General features: G+C 59.4%; 20 protein-coding genes and 1 pseudogene (1 of these 21 only partly in view). 15 read left to right on the top strand and 6 right to left on the bottom strand.

Going from position 1 to position 20,571, the window contains the following annotated elements; all coding sequences use genetic code 11:
• Positions 1–48: 48 nt before the first annotated feature.
• From atpF to glmU, 7 genes are all read left to right on the top strand, one after another.
• Positions 49–519 (top strand): F0F1 ATP synthase subunit B, encoded by a 471-nt coding sequence (atpF, locus tag ACTG2O_RS03645; protein ID WP_005339336.1) that lies wholly within the window; start codon positions 49–51, stop codon positions 517–519.
• Between the two features lie 13 nt (positions 520–532).
• A complete protein-coding gene (gene atpH, locus ACTG2O_RS03640) occupies positions 533–1,066 on the top strand; it encodes a F0F1 ATP synthase subunit delta (protein WP_005339341.1) in 534 nt (177 codons plus the stop codon).
• Between the two features lie 15 nt (positions 1,067–1,081).
• Complete coding sequence (gene atpA / locus ACTG2O_RS03635) at positions 1,082–2,623, top strand: F0F1 ATP synthase subunit alpha (protein ID WP_005339342.1); 1,542 nt, start codon at positions 1,082–1,084, stop codon at positions 2,621–2,623.
• Between the two features lie 43 nt (positions 2,624–2,666).
• The gene (gene atpG, locus ACTG2O_RS03630; protein WP_005339343.1) at positions 2,667–3,533 is read left to right on the top strand and encodes a F0F1 ATP synthase subunit gamma; all 867 of its coding nucleotides are present in this window, start codon (positions 2,667–2,669) and stop codon (positions 3,531–3,533) included.
• 33 nt (positions 3,534–3,566) lie between these two features.
• Positions 3,567–4,955 carry a F0F1 ATP synthase subunit beta gene (gene atpD, locus ACTG2O_RS03625; RefSeq protein ID WP_005339344.1) on the top strand — a complete coding sequence of 463 codons (1,389 nt, stop codon included), beginning with the start codon at positions 3,567–3,569 and terminating at the stop codon, positions 4,953–4,955.
• Positions 4,956–4,973: 18 nt separating this feature from the next.
• Positions 4,974–5,402 carry a F0F1 ATP synthase subunit epsilon gene (locus tag ACTG2O_RS03620; protein WP_005339345.1) on the top strand — a complete coding sequence of 143 codons (429 nt, stop codon included), beginning with the start codon at positions 4,974–4,976 and terminating at the stop codon, positions 5,400–5,402.
• Positions 5,403–5,495: 93 nt separating this feature from the next.
• A complete protein-coding gene (gene glmU, locus ACTG2O_RS03615; RefSeq protein ID WP_019445505.1) occupies positions 5,496–6,857 on the top strand; it encodes a bifunctional UDP-N-acetylglucosamine diphosphorylase/glucosamine-1-phosphate N-acetyltransferase GlmU in 1,362 nt (453 codons plus the stop codon).
• A gap of 52 nt (positions 6,858–6,909) precedes the next feature.
• Here glmU and creD read toward each other — a convergent pair whose 3' ends face one another.
• The 5 genes from creD to blrA all read right to left on the bottom strand — a co-directional run bounded on the left by creD (position 6,910) and on the right by blrA (position 11,928).
• The gene (gene creD, locus ACTG2O_RS03610; RefSeq protein ID WP_019445504.1) at positions 6,910–8,280 is read right to left on the bottom strand and encodes a cell envelope integrity protein CreD; all 1,371 of its coding nucleotides are present in this window, start codon (positions 8,278–8,280) and stop codon (positions 6,910–6,912) included.
• Between the two features lie 117 nt (positions 8,281–8,397).
• Positions 8,398–8,877: a DUF1566 domain-containing protein gene (locus ACTG2O_RS03605; protein WP_026034948.1), complete on the bottom strand. Its 480-nt coding sequence runs from the start codon at positions 8,875–8,877 to the stop codon at positions 8,398–8,400.
• Positions 8,878–8,960: 83 nt separating this feature from the next.
• Positions 8,961–9,755, bottom strand: a complete 795-nt coding sequence (gene blaOXA / locus ACTG2O_RS03600; protein ID WP_439975341.1) for an OXA-12 family class D beta-lactamase — start codon at positions 9,753–9,755, stop codon at positions 8,961–8,963.
• An 80-nt stretch (positions 9,756–9,835) separates the two neighbouring features.
• Positions 9,836–11,257: a beta-lactam sensor histidine kinase BlrB gene (gene blrB / locus ACTG2O_RS03595; protein ID WP_019445501.1), complete on the bottom strand. Its 1,422-nt coding sequence runs from the start codon at positions 11,255–11,257 to the stop codon at positions 9,836–9,838.
• The gene (gene blrA, locus ACTG2O_RS03590) at positions 11,254–11,928 is read right to left on the bottom strand and encodes a beta-lactam response regulator transcription factor BlrA (protein ID WP_013724228.1); all 675 of its coding nucleotides are present in this window, start codon (positions 11,926–11,928) and stop codon (positions 11,254–11,256) included. The genes blrB and blrA overlap by 4 nt, the downstream gene beginning before the upstream one ends.
• A 122-nt stretch (positions 11,929–12,050) precedes the next feature.
• Between blrA and ACTG2O_RS03585 the strand changes: the two genes are divergently transcribed.
• Positions 12,051–12,824: a DeoR/GlpR family DNA-binding transcription regulator gene (locus ACTG2O_RS03585; RefSeq protein ID WP_005339356.1), complete on the top strand. Its 774-nt coding sequence runs from the start codon at positions 12,051–12,053 to the stop codon at positions 12,822–12,824.
• Between the two features lie 56 nt (positions 12,825–12,880).
• The gene (gene glmS, locus ACTG2O_RS03580) at positions 12,881–14,713 is read left to right on the top strand and encodes a glutamine--fructose-6-phosphate transaminase (isomerizing) (RefSeq protein WP_019445500.1); all 1,833 of its coding nucleotides are present in this window, start codon (positions 12,881–12,883) and stop codon (positions 14,711–14,713) included.
• Positions 14,714–14,785: 72 nt separating this feature from the next.
• On the opposite strand, the gene ACTG2O_RS03575 is transcribed toward glmS, so the two are convergent.
• The gene (locus ACTG2O_RS03575; protein ID WP_005339360.1) at positions 14,786–15,562 is read right to left on the bottom strand and encodes a helix-turn-helix transcriptional regulator; all 777 of its coding nucleotides are present in this window, start codon (positions 15,560–15,562) and stop codon (positions 14,786–14,788) included.
• 210 nt (positions 15,563–15,772) lie between these two features.
• On the opposite strand from ACTG2O_RS03575, the gene ACTG2O_RS03570 reads away from it, so the two are divergent.
• From ACTG2O_RS03570 to ACTG2O_RS03545, 6 genes and pseudogenes are all read left to right on the top strand, one after another.
• Positions 15,773–16,534: a DUF3450 domain-containing protein gene (locus tag ACTG2O_RS03570; RefSeq protein ID WP_005357258.1), complete on the top strand. Its 762-nt coding sequence runs from the start codon at positions 15,773–15,775 to the stop codon at positions 16,532–16,534.
• Positions 16,531–17,835, top strand: a complete 1,305-nt coding sequence (locus ACTG2O_RS03565) for a MotA/TolQ/ExbB proton channel family protein (protein ID WP_019445499.1) — start codon at positions 16,531–16,533, stop codon at positions 17,833–17,835. Before ACTG2O_RS03570 ends, ACTG2O_RS03565 begins: the two co-directional genes overlap by 4 nt.
• A pseudogene (locus tag ACTG2O_RS03560) lies at positions 17,832–18,361 on the top strand (MotA/TolQ/ExbB proton channel family protein). Before ACTG2O_RS03565 ends, ACTG2O_RS03560 begins: the two are co-directional and overlap by 4 nt.
• On the top strand, positions 18,358–18,759 hold the full coding sequence (locus ACTG2O_RS03555; protein WP_005339369.1) for an ExbD/TolR family protein: 402 nt from the start codon (positions 18,358–18,360) through the stop codon (positions 18,757–18,759). Before ACTG2O_RS03560 ends, ACTG2O_RS03555 begins: the two are co-directional and overlap by 4 nt.
• The gene (locus tag ACTG2O_RS03550) at positions 18,756–19,418 is read left to right on the top strand and encodes an energy transducer TonB (protein ID WP_019445498.1); all 663 of its coding nucleotides are present in this window, start codon (positions 18,756–18,758) and stop codon (positions 19,416–19,418) included. Before ACTG2O_RS03555 ends, ACTG2O_RS03550 begins: the two co-directional genes overlap by 4 nt.
• A gap of 2 nt (positions 19,419–19,420) precedes the next feature.
• Positions 19,421–20,571, top strand: the 5' portion of a protein-coding gene (locus tag ACTG2O_RS03545) for a hypothetical protein (protein WP_019445497.1). Its footprint extends 28 nt past the window's final position; the window shows 1,151 of its 1,179 coding nt (coding positions 1–1,151); its start codon is at positions 19,421–19,423; its stop codon lies beyond the right edge, outside the window.

Here is a 20,571-nt window from a genome sequence, read left to right as displayed (position 1 = left end):
ACGACTCTCCAGGCATAACCCATTAACTAACTTAAGAGGACATCGGCTGTGAATATCAATGCCACCCTCCTCGGCCAAGCAATTGCTTTTTTCTTCTTCGTAGTGTTTTGCATGAAGTACGTATGGCCGCCGCTGATTGCAGCCATCGAAGCCCGTCAGAAAGCTATTGCTGACGGTCTCTCTTCTGCCGAACGTGCCAAGAAAGATCTGGATTTGGCCAAGGCCAACGCCACCGATCAGCTGAAAGAAGCCAAGCTGCAGGCTGCTGAAATCATTGAACAGGCCAACAAACGCAAGGCCCAGATCATTGATGAAGCTGCCGCTGGTGCCCAGTCTGAGCGGGAAAAAATCCTGGCTCAGGGCCGTGCCGAGATCGAAGCTGAACGTCATCGTGCCAAAGAAGAACTGCGTAAGCAGGTTGCTGCTCTTGCCATTGCTGGTGCAGAGAAGATCCTGGCGCGTCAAATCGACCAGGCTGCCAACAGCGACATCGTCGACAAACTGGTAGCAGAACTGTAACGGGAACGGGGCTATGTCTGAACTGACTACAATCGCTCGCCCCTACGCCAAGGCTGCTTTCGAGTTTGCCGTTGAGCACAAGGCGGTTGACCAGTGGCTGGGTATGCTCGGTTTCGCTGCGCAAGTAGTGGAAAACGAGACCATGCACAACCTGGTAAACGGCTCTGTGGCCGCCGAAGAGCTGGCAACGCTGTTTGTCGGTGTCTGCGGTGAGCAACTCGACGTGCATGGCCAGAACCTGATCCGGGTGATGGCCGAGAATGGTCGCTTGGGTGTGCTGCCGGCGGTCGTTGCTGAATTTGTAGCGTTCAAAGCTGAACTGGATAAAGAGGTTCAGGCTGACGTGATTTCGGCGATCGAACTGACCGACCAGCAGAAAGCCAATATTCAGGCTTCTCTGGAACAACGTCTCGCGCGCAAAGTGAAGCTGAATTGCAGCATCGATGCGTCCTTGATGGCCGGGGTGCTCATCAAGGCCGGTGATCTGGTAATCGACGGCACTGTCCGCGGTAAGCTGGATCGCATGGCTGACGCGCTGCAATCTTGATTGGGGTATTAGAGCATGCAACTGAATTCCACTGAAATCGCCGAGCTGATCAAGCAGCGCATTGCGCAGTTTGATGTAAAGAGCGAAGCGCGTAACGAAGGTACTATCGTCTCTGTGAGCGACGGTATCATTCGTATTCACGGCCTGGCTGATGCCATGCAGGGTGAGATGATCGAGCTGCCGGGCAACCGCTACGCTCTGGCATTGAACCTGGAGCGTGACTCCGTCGGTGCGGTGATTATGGGTTCCTATGACGGTCTGTCAGAAGGAATGAAAGTAAAAGGTACTGGCCGCATTCTGGAAGTGCCGGTAGGTCGTGGTCTGTTGGGCCGGGTGTTGAACACCCTGGGTCAGCCGATCGACGGTAAAGGTCCGATCGACAACGACGGCTTCTCGCCGATCGAAGTGATCGCACCGGGCGTTATCGAGCGTAAGTCTGTTGACCAGCCGGTCCAGACCGGTCTGAAAGCCATCGATGCCATGATCCCAATCGGTCGTGGCCAGCGTGAGCTGATCATCGGTGACCGTCAGGTTGGTAAGACCGCCATCGCGATCGACACCATCATCAACCAGAAAGATTCCGGCATTAAGTGTGTCTACGTTGCGATTGGCCAGAAGGCCTCCACCATCGCCAACGTGGTGCGCAAGCTGGAAGAGCACGGCGCCCTGGCCAACACCATCGTGGTTGTTGCCTCTGCCTCCGAAGCGGCTGCTCTGCAGTACCTGGCTCCGTATGCCGGTTGCTCCATGGGTGAGTACTTCCGTGACCGCGGTGAAGACGCGCTGATCATCTATGATGACCTGTCCAAGCAGGCCGTAGCTTATCGCCAGATCTCCCTGCTGCTGCGCCGTCCGCCAGGACGTGAAGCTTACCCGGGTGACGTTTTCTATCTGCACTCCCGTCTGCTGGAGCGTGCTGCTCGCGTTAACGCCGAGTACGTAGAGAAGTTCACCAAGGGTGAAGTGAAAGGCAAAACCGGTTCTTTGACCGCGCTGCCGATCATCGAAACCCAGGCGGGTGACGTATCTGCGTTCGTTCCGACCAACGTGATCTCCATCACCGATGGTCAGATCTTCCTGACTTCACAGCTGTTCAACTCCGGTATTCGTCCGGCGGTTGACCCGGGTATCTCCGTATCCCGTGTAGGTGGTGCTGCTCAGACCAAGATCGTCAAGAAGCTGTCCGGTGGTATCCGTACCGCGCTGGCCCAGTATCGCGAACTGGCGGCATTCGCCCAGTTCTCTTCCGATCTGGACGAGGCGACTCGCAAGCAGCTGGATCACGGTGTGAAAGTGACCGAGCTGATGAAGCAGAAGCAGTACTCTCCGCTGAGCGTGGCTCACCAGTCTCTGGTGTTGTTCGCCGCCGAGAAAGGCTATCTCTCCGATGTCGAGCTGAACAAAATCGTCGACTTCGAAGCCGCTCTGCTCTCTTACGCCAATACCCAGCATGCCGAGCTGATGGCTGAAATCAATGCCAAAGCCGACTACAACGACGCGATCGTTGGCAAGCTGACTGCGTTGCTGGATAGCTTCAAAGCAACCCAGACCTGGTAAGCGTGTGTGGCAGCGTGAGCTGCCACTTGATGGAGAGTAAGAGATGGCCGGCGCAAAAGAGATACGTAACAAGATCGGGAGTGTGAAAAACACTCAGAAGATCACCGGCGCTATGGAAATGGTGGCAGCAAGCAAAATGCGCCGTGCGCAGGAACGCATGTCTGCCAGCCGTCCGTACGCTGAAACCATGCGCAAGGTGATCGGCCATATCGCTCAGGGGAACCTGGAATACAAGCACCCCTACCTCATCGAACGTGAGGTCAAGCGAGTGGGTTACATCGTCGTCTCCACCGACCGTGGCCTGTGTGGTGGTCTGAACATCAACCTGTTCAAGGCTGCCCTCAATGATATGAAGCAATGGAGCGCGAAAGGTGCCAAGGTTGACCTGGCACTGATCGGTAACAAGGCCTCCAACTTCTTTGAACGGCACGGCGCCAAGGTTAAAGCTCATGTCGCAGGACTGGGCGATAGTCCGAGCGTCAATGACCTGATTGGTTCAGTCAAGGTCATGCTGAAGGCTTACGACAACGGTGAGATTGACAAGCTGTATCTGGTGTACAACAAGTTCGTCAACACCATGGTGCAGCAACCACGGGTCGATCAACTGCTGCCTTTGCCCGTAACTGAAGACAGCAAGCTCGCCAAGAAACACCACTGGGATTACCTCTATGAGCCGGATCCCAAGAAGCTGCTGGATACCCTGCTGGTTCGCTACGTCGAATCTCAGGTTTACCAGGGCGTAGTGGAAAACTTGGCAAGTGAACAGGCAGCCCGAATGGTTGCCATGCAAGCCGCGACTGACAACGCCGGTAACCTGATTAACGATCTGCAACTGGTATACAACAAGGCCCGTCAGGCCAGTATTACCCAGGAGCTGACAGAGATCGTATCCGGTGCTGCTGCGGTGTAAGGCAAGGGTTATCAAAGGTTTAGAGGATTTGACATGAGTAACGGTTTCATCGTCCAAATCATCGGCGCTGTGGTGGACATCGAGTTCCCGCAGAATGCCGTGCCCCAGGTGTACGATGCACTGAAGGTCGTTAGCGAAGGTCAAGGCCAGGGTCTGGTGCTGGAAGTTCAGCAACAGATCGGTGGCGGCGTCGTTCGTTGCATCACCATGGGCTCCTCCGACGGTCTGCGTCGTGGGTTGGAAGTAGTGAATAGCGGTAAATCCATCCAGGTTCCGGTCGGTACTGCGACTCTGGGTCGGATCATGAACGTACTGGGCGAGCCAATCGACGAAAAAGGTCCGATCGGTGAAGAAGAGTGCTGGTCTATCCACCGCGCTGCCCCCAGCTACGAAGATCAGTCCAACAGCAACGATCTGCTGGAAACAGGCATCAAGGTTATCGACCTGGTATGCCCGTTCGCCAAGGGTGGTAAAGTTGGTCTGTTCGGTGGTGCCGGTGTAGGCAAAACCGTAAACATGATGGAGCTGATCCGTAACATCGCGATCGAGCACAGTGGTTACTCTGTGTTCGCCGGTGTTGGTGAGCGTACCCGTGAGGGTAACGACTTTTACCACGAGATGATGGAGTCCAACGTACTGGACAAAGTATCTCTGGTTTACGGTCAGATGAACGAGCCGCCCGGAAACCGTCTGCGCGTTGCGCTGACCGGCCTGACCATGGCCGAGAAGTTCCGTGACGAAGGTCGTGACGTGCTGTTCTTCGTGGACAACATCTACCGTTACACCCTGGCCGGTACCGAAGTATCCGCACTGCTGGGCCGTATGCCTTCCGCAGTAGGTTACCAGCCGACCCTGGCCGAGGAGATGGGTGTTCTGCAAGAACGTATCACCTCCACCAAGACCGGTTCCATCACCTCCGTACAGGCCGTTTACGTGCCTGCGGATGACTTGACTGACCCGTCTCCGGCGACCACCTTCGCCCACCTGGATGCGACCGTCGTACTGTCCCGTCAAATCGCGGCACTGGGTATCTACCCGGCCGTTGACCCGCTGGACTCTACCTCTCGTCAGCTGGATCCGCTGGTGGTTGGCAAAGAGCACTACGAGACCGCTCGTGGCGTTCAAACCGTACTGCAGCGCTACAAAGAGCTGAAGGACATCATCGCCATCCTGGGTATGGATGAACTGTCAGAAGAAGACAAACTGACCGTAGCCCGTGCCCGTAAGATCGAGCGTTTCCTGTCCCAGCCGTTCTTCGTAGCAGAAGTGTTTACCGGTTCTCCGGGTAAATACGTGCCGCTGAAAGAGACCATCCGTGGTTTCCAGGGCATCCTGAAAGGCGAGTATGACGATCTGCCCGAGCAGGCGTTCTACATGGTTGGCGGTATCGACGAAGTCGTCGAGAAATCCAAGAAACTGTAAGCCTCGACAGGAGGGCCCATGGCAGAGATGATCTCCTTTCACCTGGACGTGGTGAGCGCCGAAGGAAAACTGTTTTCCGGTCGCGTGCAATCCGCTCAGGTATCAGGCTCCGAAGGTGAGTTGGGTCTCCGCCACGGTCATGCTCCGTTGCTGACTGCCATCAAGCCGGGCCTGGTCCGCTTGGTGAAGCAGAACGGAACTGAAGAGGTGCTGTACATCTCCGGCGGTATGCTGGAAGTACAACCTGAATCCGTGACCGTGCTGGCGGACACTGCGATTCGTGCTGACGACTTGGATGAGGCGAAAGCCCAGGAAGCCAAGCGCGCAGCCGAAGAGCGGATCCACAGCTCCCATGGTGATATCGACTACGCCCAGGCCGCCACCGAGCTGGCCAAGGCGATGGCTCAACTGCGAGTCATCGATATCGTCAAAAAGAATTACCGCTAATAACGGTGATGTAAAAAGCGACCTTCGGGTCGCTTTTTTTTTACCCGTTGGATAGACTCCGCCGAGTATTTCTCATGTTCCAAAGGCCAATTTATGTCCCTCAACGTCGTGATCTTGGCGGCGGGTAAAGGTACCCGCATGCGCTCTTCCCTGCCCAAGGTACTCCACCCGGTAGCCAACAAACCCATGGTTTCCCATGTGATCGATACTGCACGTCAGGTCGGTGCCGAGCAGCTGCATCTGGTCTATGGGCACGGTGCCGAACTGCTGAAAGAGCGGATCGTGGCGGCCGATGTCAACTGGGTGCTGCAGGCGCAACAGCTGGGGACCGGTCACGCCGTCGCCCAGGCCATCCCGTTTTGGAAGGATGAAGACGATGTGCTGGTGCTCTACGGCGATACCCCGCTGATCCAGCCAGAGACCCTGCAACGACTGCTGGCTGCCAAGGCAAGCGATGGCATGGCGCTGCTGACTGTGGTGCTGGACAACCCCACCGGCTATGGCCGCATCGTCCGTGAAAACGGTCAGGTGGTCGGCATCGTCGAACAGAAAGATGCCAACGCCGAGCAACTGACCATCCGCGAAGTGAACACCGGCGTGCTGGTGGCCAACGGCGGTCAGTTGCGCAGCTGGCTCTCCCGCTTGGACAACAAGAATGCCCAGGGTGAGTTCTACCTGACCGACGTGATCGCCATGGCGCACGGCGATGGCTGCCCGATCGCAGCGGTCCATCCGGAGCGTGCCGCCGAGGTGGAAGGGGCCAACAACCGGGTGCAGCTGGCTGCCCTTGAGCGCAGCTACCAGCAGATGCAGGCCGAGAAGCTGATGATCGCCGGTGCTACCCTGATCGACCCGGCCCGCTTCGATCTGCGCGGAACCCTCGAGATCGGTGAAGAGGTGGTGATCGATGTCAACGTCATCATCGAAGGCAAGGTAACCCTCGGCAACCATGTTCGTATCGGTGCCGGTGCCGTGCTGAAGGATTGCGTGATCGGCGATCACACTGAAGTGAAGCCCTACTCCATCGTTGAAGGGGCTCAGGTGGCAGATCAGTGTTCGGTCGGCCCGTTTGCCCGTCTACGCCCGGGGGCTGTGCTCGAGCAGGATGCGCATGTTGGCAACTTCGTCGAGATGAAGAAGGCCCGTCTGGGGGTTGGCTCCAAGTGTGGTCATCTGACCTATCTGGGGGATGCCGAGGTGGGCGCAAAGGTGAATATTGGTGCCGGTACCATCACCTGCAACTACGACGGGGTGAACAAATTCCAGACCATCATCGAGGATGATGTGTTTGTCGGTTCCGATACCCAGCTGGTGGCGCCAGTGCGCATCGGCAAGGGGGCGACTCTGGGGGCGGGTTCTACCATCACCAAGGATGTGGCCGAGAACGAGTTGGTGATCACCCGGGTGCCCCAGCGTCACATCAAAAACTGGGCTCGTCCGGTCAAGAAGAAGTGATGCCCGATCAATAAAATAGAACCGGCGCCTGATGGCGCCGGTTTTTTTTGGCTTATGACTGATGGTTGGTGTCACTGGTCGATGACTGGGGGGCCGCCCATGTGGTCGCGGGTGCGCTGTAGTCCATCACCTGATACCAGTCGAGCTTGCGGGTCAGCAGCATGATCAGCGCCAGGGTGGCGAACAGCAGCAGGGCGCCGAGCAGCAGAGCTATCTCTTCGGCCTGCAGCAGGCTGTAGAGAATGGCATAGACCAGCCCGAGCAGCGCAGCAAAGCCGATCCCCTGCTTCGGGCCACCCAGCACATGACTGAGGTAGAAGCCGTTGAGCAGCACGCTGGCTAGCGAGGCCACCAGATAGGCCCAGCCAAAGCCGAGGTGTTCAGTCAGGGCCAGTAGCACCAGATAGAAGATGGCCAGCCCCATGCCCACCAGCGCGTACTGGATCGGGTGAACCCGCAGCCCCTTGAGCAGCTCGAACATGAAGAAGCTGATAAAGGTAAGGCCGATGAAGAGCAGGGCATACTTGGCCGCCCGCTCGTTGAGCTGATAGTGATCCACCGGTTGCACCAGACTGACGCTGAAGGTAGGCAACACACCCTCCCCGCCGTTCATCGCCCGATTGAAGCGGCTCTCCATATCGGTGGCGAACCAGCTGGTCTGCCAGCTGGCGCTGAACCCCTCCTGATTGAGGCTGCGACTGGCCGGCAGGAAGTCACCGATAAAGTTGGGGTGGGGCCAGTTGCCGGCCAGCTGCAGCTTGCTTTCCCGGCCGAGCGGCACCACTTCCAGCTCGTTCATCCCCTGCAGATTGAGCTCCAGATGGAAGGTGCCATCCTGTTGCGGCAGGCTGTCGAGAGGAGCATGGATCCCGGCCTGGGTGCTGCCGAGGCGAGCACCCGGAGCAAAGGGGGTGCGCTGCTTGCCTAGCTGCAACTCGGGCACGCTGTTGATGCCGCGGGCATCGGAGAGCACCAGACTCAGGTAGGGTTTACCTGCCACCAGCTCGTCATCCCCGGCGAGCGGCGCGCTCTCTTGTAGTTGAGCGGCTGTCGGCAAACGGCCGGAGAGGGAGAGCCGGGTCTGGTAGACCTGCGCCTGATAGATGCCCAGCTTGCGCGGGGTGACCTCCATGTTGGCCTTGATATCCAACTGCTCCGGCAGCAGGTAGCGGTAGATCTGCTCCTGACGGACGAAGCGCTTGCCCTCCTGCTCGACCGTCACCGAACGGGTATAGGGCTGCACGATAATGGGCCCCATCAGTCGTTGCGGGCCGCTGCTGCTGGCCATGATGCTGTGAATGGCCTGACTGCGGTAAGCCTGACGCTCCCGGTTCAGCTCCATGATGGATTGCACCGGCACCATCAACAGCAGGCTGAGCAACAGCAGCAGAAAGATCTTGTGGGTGAATATCTGTTTGACCATGACACGTCTCCTTGTTTGATGGAGTGAGTCTGTCAGTCCGGTGTGAAGTGGTGATGGGTCTGTGTGAAGTGGCGGTGAACTGTTGAAAAACGGCGCCATCAGGCGCCGTGGGATTCTTCAGGGGCGGGAGCGCACCAACCGGGCGGCTTGCGCGAAACGATCGGTGTGGCCGTCGATGAGCCCGTGCATAAAATCGATGTAATAGATCAGTTCCGGCATCTCCTCGATGGAGCTGGAGGTCCAGTAGGGGGCTGAATTTTCCCCGTTGTCATGGATATCGGAGAAGAAGCGCGGGTCTGTCATCGGCGTCCGGCAATTTTCGTCGAGCAGGGTGAAGAGCTCCTCGATGGTGGGGAGTCGCCACCCCTCGCCCAGGCGGGCCGCTTCATCTTTGGCTTCAAGCAGCGTCAGCAGGGCCGGTGTGCCCACGCAGCCTTTCCCTTTCTGCCACTCGCTGCCCAGGCTGCACGCCTGCCATTCGAGGTGGTTTAGCCGATCATGGATGACTTCTCCCTGCCGTGTCAGGCGGTCGGAGAGATCACAGGCAGCCAGCGCCATGCTGGCCGGAAGCCAGAGCAGCAATAGAAATAATTTCATTTTTGTCTCGTTTACGAATGGCGGTCAGCCCGTCGCTGGTGGGCTGACCGTGGTTATCGGGGTTTATCTGGCGGGAAGCGAGATCACTGCTTTTTAAGTTGTGCAGGCAGGGCGGCCAGCACCTCTTCTTTCGCCTTGAGGGAGGCGAACTGCTTGCCGGGCTTTTGCATCACGGTATGGACGAAGATCAGTTGCTTGCCCGGTTTGCTGGCCCATCCGACGAACCAGCCGATCTGCTGATCGCGGTTGAGGCTGCCATCCAGCTTCTTCGGGTAGCCCATGCCGGTTTTGCCGTGGATCTGCCAGCCGTCGATCTCGCTCACCTTGAGGATATTGGCGGTGTACTGCAGGGTCTGCGCCGAGACAGGAAGCTTGCCGCTCAGCATCTTGCCGAGGAAGCGGGCCTGCTCCTCCGGACTGATGGCGAGGCTGGAGCTGAGCCAAGCCTGGGTCAGGCCGTCATGTTTGCCCGGATTACCGGAGAGATCCCGATTGCCGTAGTCGAAGCGGTCGACATATTGCTGGAAGCGCTCCATCCCCAGCCATTCGGTGAGCTGCTGGGAAAACCAGACCACCGAGTAGGTTTCCCAGCGGCGCGGGGTAGTGGTTTCGCGCCAGGCGGGCAGCCAGCCATCATAGCTCGGTTTGTAAGGCAGTGCCGGATGCTCTTCATCCACCAGATAGCCGCTGTCGTAACCCATCAGCGCCAGCGGGATCTTGAAGGTGGACGCGGGCGGTAGCTGGCTGGAGCAGTCCCCTTCGCTGGAGAGGGTCTGGCCGTTGCCGTCAGCATAGAGAAAGCAGCCGCTGGCGGCGGAGGCAGGCAGGGCTGCGAGCAGACCGGCAGCCAGCAGGCTGGAGAGAAGCAGGCGGGACATAGCATTTCCTTGAGCAAATGGATGAGAGAAAGCGGCAGTCTAATGCCGCTTTGTGTGGGGAATGTGAAGTTGCGGGGGGACTAAGTGAATGGCAGCCAGAGTTCCGCCAGCGCGCCTCCCTCTGGCCGGTTGCTCAGGGTCAGACGGCCGCCATGCTGGTGGGCCACCTCATGGGCGAAGCTGAGCCCCAGACCACTGCTCTTGCCCTTGTCCGGTCGTGGCAGGGAGTAGAAGCGCTCGAAGATGCGCGGCAGGGCGTAGTCGGGAATGCCGGGGCCGCTGTCGGTGACCCGAAAACAGTAGCCCTCCTCCTGCTGGCTGCCGCTCAAGGTGACCTGCCCGTAGGCGGGAGAGAAGTCGATGGCGTTATCCAGCAGGTTGCCGATGGCCTGCTCCACCAGCAGCGGATCCCACTTCTGTTTCGGCGCGCTGGCCAGCTCGGCCACCAACTCGACCTGACGGCGCTGGGCGATGATCTGGCGGGCGTCGAGGGTGCGCTTGCCCAGTTTTGCCGGTTCCACCGACTGGCGATCCAGCCCCTGCCCCGACTCCAGCCGCGCCAGTTGCAGCATTCGCTCGATCAGCTGCTGCATGCGGGCGGTTTCCAGATTGATGTTGCCGATAAAGCGTTTGGCAACTTCGGGGGGCGGCGTTTCGGCCAAAATTTCCCCTGCCCCGCGAATGGCGGCCAGCGGGCTCTTCAGCTCGTGGGTCAGGCTGTGCACATAGGCTTCGATGTAGCTTTTGCCATCGAGCTGGTGGCGCATGGTCTCCAGCGAGCGGCCGAGCCGATCCAGTTCGACGGTGTGCAGCCGTGGCAGCGGTGCCGCCTCCCCCTTGCTGACCGAGTCGGCGTAGTGCACCAGCTTGCCGATGGCGCGGTTGAGCCACCACACCAGCAGGCTGCCGATCAGCAGCGAGATGAGCAGCATCTGGCCGCCTGCCCGCAGCAGCTCCTGTTCCCCCCGCTCAATGGCGGGCATCAGGGTGCGATTGGGTTTGGCGACGGTGAGGGAGCCGATGATCTCGGCCCCCTCCCGCAGCGGCGCTGCCACATACATGGTCGAGCTGGCGGCATCGTCGGGATCGGTGCGGGTGCTGCGGGCGCCATATTGGCCGCGCAGGGTGCGGTAGACATCGTTCCATCGGGAATAATCCTTGCCCAGATCCGTGCCGTCGGAGTCGTAAATCACCATACCCTTCTGGTCAGTGACATAGATGCGGTACTCCGCCTGCTGCTTGAGGTGGCCGTCGATCATCGCATTGATGGGATTCTGGTTGAGGCGGGCGAAGGCGCTGGCCAACCGCCCGTTCATCATATTGCCCTCTTTCAGATCATCGAGCGCCAGCGGTGCCAGCAGCTGGGTCATGTCTACCAGAGTATCCTCGGTGGCGCTGCGCACCCCGGGTTTGATCTCCTCGACGAAGATCTCCAGCACGAACCAGGCGGCCAGCGCGAAGATCAGCAGCAGGCCGCACAGCAGTTGCAGTCCGAGTCTCATGCCAGCTCCAGGCTGTAGCCCAGCCCGCGATGGGTGAGGATCAGGTTGGCTTCTGGATCATGTTCGCGCAGCTTGGCGCGGATGGTCTTGATGTGGGTATCGACGGTGCGATCCAGACTCTCCTCCGCATCCTGCCACACCAGATCCATCAGCTGCTGGCGGGAGTAGACCCGCCCCGGCGCCAGCATCAGGGTCTTGAGCAGCAGATATTCGTAGCGGGTGAGGGCCAGCGGCTGGCCGCGAAAGTGAATGCGGGCCCGCTCCTCATCCAGTACCAGCAGGGCGCTGGGCTGGGGGGCGACGGGCTGGCTGCGGCGCAGGATGACCCGCACCCGGGCACACACTTCCCGTGGCGAGAAGGGTTTGGCCACATAGTCGTCGGCACCGATCTCCAGTCCGATCAGCCGGTCTATCTCCTCGCTGCGGGCGGTGAGGAACATCAGGGGGATATCGGTCAGCGCCCTCACCTGCTTGCAGAGTTCGAAGCCGCTGATGTCGGGCAGCCCCACATCGAGGATCAGGAAGTCGGGTCGCGTCTGTTCCAGTCGTGTCAGCAACTGTTGGCCCAGCATGAACCACTCCACCTCGAACCCGTCGGTCTGCAGGGCGTAAATCAGGGTGTCGGCGATGCTGGCCTCATCCTCCACCAGCCAGATGACTCTCTTTTGCATGGCATCCTCGTCGCAAATTGGCACCCCATTCTGGCATCGAACCAAATCGGATCCTATTTGCTGTTTTATTTTTCCGAAAAAGGGGCTAATATTTCGATGTTCTTTCGAATCGAAACTTAAAAATGACCAAACGTAATACTCAACAACGCCGACACACCATAGTGACCCTGGTACAAGAGCAGGGTGAAGTGAGCGTCGACGCCCTCGCCAAACACTTTTCTACCTCCGAAGTGACTATCCGTAAAGATCTGGCCGTACTGGAGACCGGTGGTCTGCTGCTGCGCCGTTACGGTGGTGCAGTCCCCTTGCCGAGCGAGATGGTGGTCGAGGCCAACCCTGAACAAGTTTCGAACCGAAAGTTAGCCATTGCCCGTGCGGCGGCCGAGCGGCTGCGTGATCACAACCGCGTCATCATCGACAGTGGCAGCACCACCAGCGCCATGATCCCCATGCTGGGCAACAAGCGCGGCCTTATCGTGATGACCAACTCCCTCAATGTGGCCGGTGCCCTGCGCGAGCTGGAAAATGAGCCTACCCTGTTAATGACCGGTGGCACTTGGGACCCTCACTCCGAATCCTTCCAGGGGCAGGTGGCAGAACAGGTGTTGCGATCCTACGACTTCGACCAGCTATTTATCGGTGCCGACGGCATCGACCCGGAGCGTGGCACCACCACCTTCAACGAGCTGGTCGGTCTGTCGCGGGTCATGGCCGAGGTATCGCGGGAGGTTATTGTGATGGTCGAATCGGAAAAGATCGGCCGCAAGATCCCCAATCTCGAACTTCCCTGGTCGAGCATCCATACCCTGGTGACCGACGAGGGGCTGGCCAGCGAGGCCAGAGAACAGATTCAAGCCCAGGGGGTGACGCTTATCTGCGCCCCGGTCACTTGCTGACATCGAGCTCTGAACCATCCAACTGACTTTACGATTTGCATCTCAAGGAGAAGTGTATGTGTGGCATCGTCGGGGCTGTTGCCCAACGTGATGTGGCTGAAATTCTGGTAGAGGGCCTGCGCCGTCTGGAGTACCGCGGTTATGACTCAGCCGGTGTGGCCGTGTTCAGCGCCAACCAGCCGTTGCAGCGGGTTCGCCGTCTGGGCAAGGTGGCCGAGCTGGCCAAGGCGCTCGACGAGCAGTCCGTCCATGGTGGTACCGGCATCGCCCATACCCGCTGGGCCACTCACGGCGAGCCTTCCGAGCGCAATGCCCACCCCCACGTCTCCGAGCATATCGTGGTGGTACACAACGGCATCATCGAGAACCACGAAGAGCTGCGGGAAGAGTTGAAGGCGCTGGGTTATGTGTTCAGCTCCGACACCGATACCGAGGTGATTGCCCATCTGGTCCATCACGAGCTGAAGAGCGCCGGTAGCCTGCTGGCCGCCATGCAGACTGCGGTGAAGCAGCTGCGCGGTGCCTACGGTACCGTGGTGATGGACAGCCGCGACGACAGCCGCGTGGTGGTGGCCCGCTCCGGTTCACCGCTGGTGATCGGCCGCGGTATCGGCGAGAACTTTATCGCCTCCGACCAGATGGCGCTGCTGCCGGTGACCCGCCGTTTCATCTTCCTGGAAGAGGGTGATGTGGCCGAAGTGACCCGTCGCGATGTGCAGATCTTCGATACCAACGGCAACGCTGTGGTGCGCGAAGAGCAGGAGTCCGAGCTCTCCCACGATGCCGGTGACAAGGGTGAATACCGTCACTACATGCTCAAGGAGATCCACGAGCAACCCAAAGCGATCACCAACACTCTGGAAGGGCGTCTGGGCTGCGATCACGTGGTGGTCGAATCGTTCGGCAACGGCGCGCGCGCCATCTTTGGCAAGGTCGAGCACGTGCAGATCGTTGCCTGCGGTACCTCCTATCACTCCGGCATGGTGGCCCGCTACTGGTTCGAAGAGATTGCTGGCGTCTCCTGCGATGTAGAGATCGCCTCCGAGTTCCGCTATCGCAAGTCGGTAGTGCGCCCCAACAGCCTGCTGGTGACCCTCTCCCAGAGTGGCGAGACCGCCGATACCCTGGCCGCCCTGCGTCTGGCCAAGGAATCCGGCTACATGAGCTCGCTGGCTATCTGCAACGTGCCGGGCTCCTCGCTGGTGCGTGAATCGGATCTGGCCTTTATGACCCGCGCGGGGGCAGAAATTGGTGTGGCCTCCACCAAGGCGTTCACCACCCAGCTGGCTGGCCTGCTGATGCTGGTGGCCTCCGTCGGTCACTGCCGTGGCCACCTGAGCGCCGCCGCCGAGGCTGAACTGGTCAAGGCGCTGCAAGCCCTGCCGCTGCGTATTAAAGAGAGTCTGGCGCTGGCCAAGGATATCGAAACCCTGGCCGAAGAGTTTGCCGACAAGCAGCACAGCCTGTTCCTCGGCCGCGGCAGCCAGTACCCCATCGCCATGGAGGGGGCGCTCAAGCTCAAAGAGATCTCCTACATCCACGCCGAAGCCTACGCCGCTGGCGAGCTGAAGCACGGCCCGCTGGCGCTGATCGATGCCGAGATGCCCATCATTGTGGTGGCGCCGAACAACGATCTGCTGGAGAAGCTCAAGTCCAACGTGGAAGAGGTGCGCGCCCGTGGCGGTATCCTCTACGTGTTCGCCGATGCCGACACCGGCTTCAAGAGCGACGAGACCATGCGGGTCATGAACCTCAACCATGTGGAAGAGGTGATCGCCCCCATCGTCTATACCGTGCCGCTGCAGCTGCTCTCCTACCACGTTGCCCTGATCAAGGGCACCGACGTGGACCAGCCGCGCAACCTGGCAAAATCAGTGACCGTTGAGTAAGTCACTTTTGATAAGTCACTTTCTGAAATGACAAAGAGCCGCAATTGCGGCTCTTTTTGTTTCGGCTGAGGGTTACGACAGCCGCAGGTTGGTGATGGTGACCTCGTCGAGGGAGGGCACTATGATGCCGCTGGTGATCCCTTTGGCGATGGCCTGACTGCGGTTCTTTGAGTCGGTCTTGTTGGTCACCTGGGTCAGGTGGAAGTTGACCGTCCGCTCACTGATGCCGAGGATGGTGGCGATCTCCCAGGAGGTCTTGCCCTCGCTGGCCCAGAACAGGCACTCCTTCTCCCGATCCGACAGTTCGGTCAGGTACTTCATCATATCCGGTCTGCTTTTGATCAGTTGCAGCGCGGAGTTGAAGATATAGCTGGCGCAGAAAGACAGCAGCGGGACATTTTCAAACATCAGGTCGGAGTTGGATTTATCCTTGGTGATGAATGAGAGAATGCCGTGCTCCCCCTGCGGGGTGTGCAGCGGAAAGGAGACGCCATTGCGTACCCCGAAATCGGCGGCCAGGTTCATCACGTCGCGGCTGGCACTGGGCAGCCAGGGCGAGTCGCAGTCGAGCTTGTTCCAGAAGATCGGCTGGGTCTGTTTCAGCCCCAGATAGACCACCGGATCCTGGGTCAGATACTGGTTTTCGCTGTAGGCGTCAAACCAGGTGGTCGGACAGTTGTTGAACAGTGCCACGTGGGATTTTTGCATGCTGATGGGGAAAATAATCAGCAGCCGAAAGTAATCGAAGCCCATTTGATGACTGAAGCGCTCCAGCAGTTGCTGGATATCGCTGGTTTTTGTTGCCTTGGTGAACTTGTCGATATGTTCCCAGATCGCATCGTTGAGCATTACTTTCTCCTTTTTCGATCTCTATCACACTGATCGAAAAGATTTTTTATCGTTATTTATATTTGTGCGGTGGCTATTGGCGCCACTTATTCCGTGCGTGCTTAAAAATTATCCTTTTTTTGTGCATAAAGGCCAAGAAAATCCTCTCGTTGCCAGTCCGCCCTGCATTTGAGATAATGATAATAGTTATCATTAGTAAGATGTATTTCAATGAACAAATTATGGGGTGTGGCCCTGCTGCCACTGTCAGTCCACTTTGCTGCCATCGGGGATGAGCTGGTTGCTCCCGCCCTCAAGAACAGCATAGCTGCCGGGAAAGCCTCCCAGCAGCGGGTGGAAAAAGCCGCCGATGCCGCCGTTGCCGCACGACTGGAGCTGCAAAATGCCCAGCTGCAACTGCGTGACCTCGAAGCCTACAACCGCTACATGCAATCTCTGGTGGCCGATCAGCAAAATGAGCTGGGTAAATTGAGCCAGCAGCTGGAAGCGGTGCAAGAGACCCGTCAGGGCTTGATCCCGCTGATGTTGCAGATGCAGGCAGATCTGGAACAGCTGGTGCAAAATGACATTCCGCTGCGCAAGGAAGATCGTTTGGCGCGGGTTGAACAGTTGAAAGCGACCCTGGCTCGCGCAGACGTTAGCGAGGCAGAGAAATTCCGTCAGTTGCTGCAGGCCTATCAGATCGAAGCCGAATACGGCAGCCGGATGGACAGCTATTCCGCCGAGCTGGAGCTGGATGGTGCTCCGCGTCGGGTTGATGTGCTGGCGCTGGGGCGGGTCTCCCTGCTGGCAATGACGGCCGATCGCAGTCAGGCATGGCGCTGGTCTGCCGAGGCTAAGCAGTGGCAAGCCCTCGACAGCCAGTGGCTCTCCCCTATCGCCGAGGCGATGGATGTGGCCGCCGACAAGAAAGTTCCCCAGTTGCTCAATGTCCCCCTCTCTGTCAGCCGTAGTCAGGAGGCCCAATCATGAGAGTCACCATGAAGTGGTTCCCCCTCCTTATTGCTCTCTCCTGCGGTACCAACGCCGCTGTCGCCGATGAGTGGCAGCAGCAGGAACAGGCTCGTGAACAGCAGGCTCAGCAAGATCTGGCGACCGTTGCCAGGGAGCTCGGCACTGCCCGCGCCAGACTGGCCGAGGCTCAGCGCTTGAGCAAGGAGCTGGCCGGCAAGTTCGCCAGCAACGAGAAGCAGCTGGTCGAGCTCAACGCCCAGTGGGAGCAAGCCTCCGGCGACATGAACGAGATCTTCGCGGTCACCCGTCAGGGCGCCAGCGATGCGGTCAAGCTGCTGAGCGAATCCGCCGTCGAGGGCCAGTACCCGGAGCGTCTCGCCCCGCTGAAAGCCATGGCACAGGATAAACAGGTGCCGGATCGCGCCGCCCTCGCCCTTCTACCCACCACGCTGCTGCAGGAGATCCGTGAATCTGGCCGGATTGCCCAGTTCAACGGCAAGGTGCTCGATGCCCAGGGGGCTGCCAGCGAGCAGTCGCTGACCCGGGCAGGCAGCTTTGCCCTGCTGGGGAGCGAGGGCTTCCTGCAACCGACCGCCGAAGGCTTGAGCCCGGTACTGGGTCTGCCCGGTAGCGTGCTCTCTGCCGTTGCGGCTTATCAGGGTCAGGAAGGGGAAGCGCTGCCGCTGGATCCTTCTCATGGCACTCTGCTGGCGATGTTGGCACAGGCACCCACCTTCTGGCAGCAGGTACAACAAGGTGGTCAGGTTGGCGCCATTATCGTGCTGCTGGCTGCTATTGGTCTGGGAATTGCGGCTGTACGGTTGTGGAGCCTCTCCCGCGAACTCACGCTGGTGCGTCGCCAGCTCAAGAGCGGCGAGTATCACGCCGACAACGCCCTCGGCCGGGTGCTGACGGTGGCAGACAAACACCCCGAGCTGAGCATGGAGACCCTCGAGCTGCGTCTTGATGAGGCGATCCTGCAGGAGACTCCTCGCATGGAGCGCGGCATCGGCATGGTCAAGGTAATCGCGGCCATCGCCCCCATGCTGGGTCTGCTCGGTACAGTAACCGGGATGATCGGCACCTTCCAGGCCATCACCCAGTTTGGCACCGGCGATCCCAAGATCATGGCGGGCGGCATCTCCATGGCGCTGGTCACCACGGTACAGGGTCTGGTTGCGGCCATTCCGCTGATCCTGGCCCACAGCCTGCTGCAATCACGCTTCACCGAGCTCTCCAATGTGCTGGAGCAGCAAGTAGCCGGCATTCTGGCTGAGCGCGCCGAGAGCAATAACGGCGGGATGGAGCGAGCAGCATGATGCTCGACATCTGGCAACAGCTGCAGAGTTTCATGGGCCGTGGCGGCCCTGTGCTCTGGGTCATTTTGGCCCTGCTGGTGCTGATGTGGATTTTGATGATCGAGCGGCTGCTCTACCTCAATCTGGGTTTTGGCCCCTTGCAGCAACAGCTGCTCGGCCGCTGGCAGGCCCGCAGCGAGCGCCACAGTTGGCACGCCCGGGCAATCCGCAGCCGCTGGCTGGCGCAGGCAGAGCTGGAACTGAACCGTCATCTGATCTTCATCCGCACCCTGGTGGTGCTCTGTCCCATGCTGGGGTTGCTGGGCACAGTGACCGGCATGATCGGCGTATTTGATGCGTTGGCTGCGGCCAACCGCTTTAACCCGGAGAGCATGGCGGGCGGGATCTCCCGCGCCACTATTCCACCATGGCAGGCATGGTGGTGGCGCTCTCCGGCGTGTTGTTACTCAGTCGGCTCGAGAGTCAGGCCAAGCGTGCGCTGGCCAAGACCCGGGACGGCCTGCGAGAAGAGAAGGTAATGCAATGAGACGGCAATCCAAACGCCAGCGTGACGAAGTGCAGATCGACATGACCCCCATGCTGGATATCGTGTTCATCATGCTGATCTTCTTTATTGTCACCACCTCCTTCGTGCGTGAAGCCGGGCTCGAGGTGCACAGGCCCCAGGCCAGTCAAGCCAAGGCGCAGAAATCCTCCAGCATCATGCTGGCGATCGGGGCTCAGGGTCAGATCTTCCTCGACCGCAAGCAGATCGATGTGGAGCGGGTACAGGCCACCATTGCCCGTCTGCTGGCGGAGCAACCCGATGCCAGCCTGGTGATCCAGGCCGACGAGCGGGTGCCCCACGGCAAGGTGGTGCGGGTGATGGATGAGGCCAAGGCGGCGGGTATCGCCAATATCGCCGTGGCGGTGGCACCGAAATGAAATACAAGCTGATGAGCCTGGGGCTGGGGATTGCCCTCAGTCTGGGCATCCTGCTGTTTATGGCCACCCTGGTTGAACCGCCCCGGGGCGAGAAGGTGGCGAGCGAACAGAAGCCCATCGTCATCAATATGCAGAACGAGGTGACCGAGGTGCAGGTACGCGAGCGTCCGGTGCCGCAGGAGCCCGAACCTCTGCCAGAGCCTCCTGCCGCATTGGCCTCCACACCGCTGCCGATGCCCGCTGCGGCCCCCTTGGCGGCCGTTGAGCCGAGTCTGGATCTGGTATCCAGCCTCAGCGCTGTGCAGGTTTATGCCCCCGGTGTGGCGACCAGTACCGCGCCGGTCTTGAGTAGCAACTACCACGGCCAGCAGCAAGGGGCAGGGATCGGCGCCGGTGACATGCTGATGCCGCTGCAACGGATCGAGCCGGTTTACCCCTATCGTGCCCAGCAGTCAGGGATCGAAGGATTCGTCACCCTGCGTTTTAGCGTGAATGCCGAAGGTGGTGTGCAGGATGTTGAGGTGATTGAGGCTAAGCCCAAGCGTCAGTTCGAGCGGGCGGCCATTCAGGCGATCAACAAGTGGCGCTATCAGCCGAGACCGGGCGCCACCGACAAGCTGGTGCAAGTCATCACTCTCAAATTCAAACTGGAGTCATAACTATGTTGCGGATCTGGATCTGTCTGCTGGCCCTGGTCGGCCAAGCCTGTCTGGCGATGGAGGTCAGCCCCCACTTCTCCCGTCAGCTTGAACCCGTGATGAAGCTCTATCAGTCCGGTCATTGGCAACAAGCCCAGAGCAAGGCATCCGGCCTCAAGCCAAATAGCGATGCCGAGCGTGCCTGGCTGGCGCAGCTGCAAGCCTCGCTGGCGGCCAATCTGCAACAGACCGCCCAGGCGAGCCGTTATGTCGAACAGGCCCTTGCCTATAAAGAGTGGCCCGAGCAACAACAGCTCCAGCTGCTGCGACTGCGCGGCGATATTCAGGCCCAGCAATCCAACTGGTCTGGTGCCATCGCCAGCTACAAGGCGGCACTGGCACTCAAGCAAGACGATGGGCTGCACCTGCGTCTGGCTGGCCTCTATTACCACAACAAGCAGTACGGTGACGCCGCCAGCCAGAGCGAACAGTTGTTGAAGAAGGGTTGGCAGAAGCAGGCCGCCATTATTCGTCTCTCCGCCCTCACCGCTCAGCAACGTTATGGCGTGGCGGCCGATCAGGCGGTCGAGTTGATCAGCCACGAACCCAAAGAGAGCAAATGGTGGCAGCAGGCGGTGTCGCTCAACCTCTCTGCCAAACGGGGCGATCAGGCGTTGGCATTGCTGCAGACCGCCATCGACAAAAAACTGATGGATGACGCGTCTGCCCGCAATCAGCTGATCCGCCTCTATGCCTGGCAAGGGCTGCCTTATCGTGGTGCCCGTCTGCTGGAAGCGGCCATGGCCAAGGGACAGATGAAGCAAAGTGCTGAAAATCGCCAACTGCTGGCCCAATTGTGGGAAGGTGCCCGGGAGTGGTCACAAGCGGTCGATAGCTGGCAACAGCTGGCCAACCAGCATGGTCAGCCCAAAGCGGCCATGCGCGCCGCCGAACTGCTGCTGCAACAGGGCAAGACAGATGCTGCCATGACCCAGCTCGCCGCCATCAAGTCGGTAAAAGGCGAGCAAGGCAATCGTGCCAAAGCGTTGTTGGTGCAGGCACACCTTAATAAGGAGCAGTATGCCCAGGCGCTGGAACTGGCCCGTGAGCTGCAGCAGCAGGATAACTGGCAACAGAAGGCAACCAGCTGGGTCAACTATATCCGGGCACAAAG

This window comes from Aeromonas sp. 61P, assembly GCF_051919545.1.
GTDB classification, from domain to species: Bacteria; Pseudomonadota; Gammaproteobacteria; order Enterobacterales; family Aeromonadaceae; genus Aeromonas; species Aeromonas veronii.
The sequence above is the reverse complement of the archived record's forward strand: the minus strand, read 5'-3'. Positions and strand labels throughout refer to the sequence as shown.